Source organism: Deltaproteobacteria bacterium (assembly GCA_009930495.1).
In the GTDB taxonomy this organism is placed as follows: domain Bacteria; phylum Desulfobacterota; class Desulfovibrionia; order Desulfovibrionales; family Desulfomicrobiaceae; genus Desulfomicrobium.
In genome coordinates this window covers 1-1,893 of the sequence record RZYB01000327.1, presented here as the reverse complement: position 1 = coordinate 1,893, position 1,893 = coordinate 1, and the positions used below count along the sequence as shown (strand labels likewise).

General features: G+C 61.9%; 3 protein-coding genes. All 3 read left to right on the top strand.

Annotation, left to right across the window (positions count from 1 at the left end):
* Positions 1-636: NADH-quinone oxidoreductase subunit D (locus tag EOL86_14340; protein NCD26751.1), on the top strand; the 636-nt coding region annotated here is incomplete at its 5' end.
* A complete protein-coding gene (gene nuoH, locus EOL86_14335; protein ID NCD26750.1) occupies positions 633-1,595 on the top strand; it encodes an NADH-quinone oxidoreductase subunit NuoH in 963 nt (320 codons plus the stop codon). The genes EOL86_14340 and nuoH, both read left to right, overlap by 4 nt.
* Before the next feature lie 48 nt (positions 1,596-1,643).
* Positions 1,644-1,893, top strand: a 250-nt coding sequence (locus EOL86_14330; protein ID NCD26749.1) for a [Fe-S]-binding protein, incomplete at its 3' end; no start/stop codon positions are given.

Genomic DNA, 1,893 nt, shown 5'->3' with positions numbered 1-1,893 from the left:
ACCTTTGGCGGCGTGGTCGCGGACATGGACGACGCCCTGAAAGCCCGTACCCAGGCCTTCATCAAACGCCTGCGCGACCGCCTGCCCATGTACAAGGCCCTGGTCACGGACAACTTCATCCTGCTGGGCCGGGTCGAGGACATCGGCCATATCTCCAAGGACATGGCCGTGCGCTACGGGGCCACCGGACCGGTCCTGCGCGGCAGCGGCGTGGCCCATGACGTGCGCCGGGCCGAGCCCTATTCGGTCTATCCGGAACTGGATTTCATCGTCCCGACCAGCGACCGCACCGACGCCCTGGGGCGTTATCTCGTGCGCATGCAGGAGTTGGAACAGAGCCTGAACATCATCGAACAGGCCCTTATGCAGATGCCCGAGGGCGAAATCCAGGCCAAAATGCCCAAGAAGCCCAAGGTTCCGGCCGGTGAAGTCTATTTCGCCGTGGAAGGAGCCCGGGGCAAGATCGGCTGCTACCTGCAAAGCGACGGCGGTAACAACCCGTACCGGATCAAACTCCGCGCCCCGAGCTTTTCCAACCTGAGCCTGTTCGCCGAACTGAGCCAAGGCACGCTTTTGGCGGACGCCGTGTCCATCCTGGGCAGCCTGGACCTCGTCATCCCGGAGATTGACCGATGATCGACCCGCAATTTCTGCGCATTCTCATAGCACTTGTCGGCATTCTGGCCTTCGTGGCGTTGAATGCCCTGGCCCTGGTCTATGCCGAGCGAAAAATCGCCGGCCATGTCCAGCGCCGTCCCGGTCCGTACGAAGTCGGACCGCACGGCATCCTCCAACCCCTGGCCGATGGCCTCAAACTGATGGGCAAACAACTGGCCACGCCCCGCGACGCGGACCCGGTCATCTTCTGGCTGGCCCCGATCCTGTGCTTCATGCCCGTGGCCCTGTGCATCTTCCCCATTCCCTTCGGACCGGATCTGGTCGCCCTGGATATGAACCTGGGCATCGTGCTCATCCTGGCCTTTGCCGGATTGGGCGTCTTGTCCCTGTGCCTAGCCGGATGGGGCTCCAACAACAAATGGAGCTTGCTCGGCGCGGCCCGGGCCGTGGCCCAGAACGTGGCCTATGAAATCCCGCTTCTGCTGGCCGTGCTCTCGGTCGCCTTCATGACCGGCAGCCTGAATCTGGCCACCATTTCCGGTGGGCAGGGAGCGTGGCCCTGGCAATGGAACGTGCTGCTGAATCCCTTGGGATTCATCATCTACTTCATCTGCGCCCTGGCCGAGACCAACCGCGCCCCCTTTGACCTGCCCGAAGCCGAAAGCGAACTGACCGCCGGCTTCCACACCGAATATTCGGGTATGGGGTTTGGCCTGTTCTTCCTGGCCGAATACGCCAATATGATCGTGGTCTGCGCCGTGGCCACGGTGCTCTTCCTGGGCGGTTGGAACGGGCCCTTTGCGCCCGGTTGGTGGTGGTTTCTGCTCAAGATGTATGCGCTGATCTTCCTGATCATCCAGATCCGGTGGACCTATCCGCGCGTGCGCTTCGATCAGCTCCTGAACCTGTGCTGGAAATGGCTCGTGCCCCTGGCGCTGGTGAACCTTGTGTACGTCAGCATCATCGTCAAACTCTAGGAGGCATGCGTGTACCAACTCGATGACATTAAACGCGCGGCCCAAGGTATGTGGTCCCTCATCGTGGGCCTCAATATCACGGGAAAATACTTCCTGAAGCCCAACGTGACCATCCACTATCCGCGCCAGGAAGTGGACAATCTGGCCACGTTCCGGGGCCATATCGAACTGATCCCGGATGACAACGACCCCATGACCCCGCGCTGCATTTCCTGCGGCTCCTGCGCCAAGGCCTGCCCGTCCGGGTGCATCACCGTGATCAAAAAAAAGGCCCCGGCCCCCACGCCCGAGGAAGCGG

What these genes read in the sequence shown, in the direction of transcription:
- nuoH (NCD26750.1), top strand. Translation starts at nt 633, where the DNA reads ATGATCGACCCGCAATTTCTGCGCATTCTCATAGCACTTGTCGGCATT.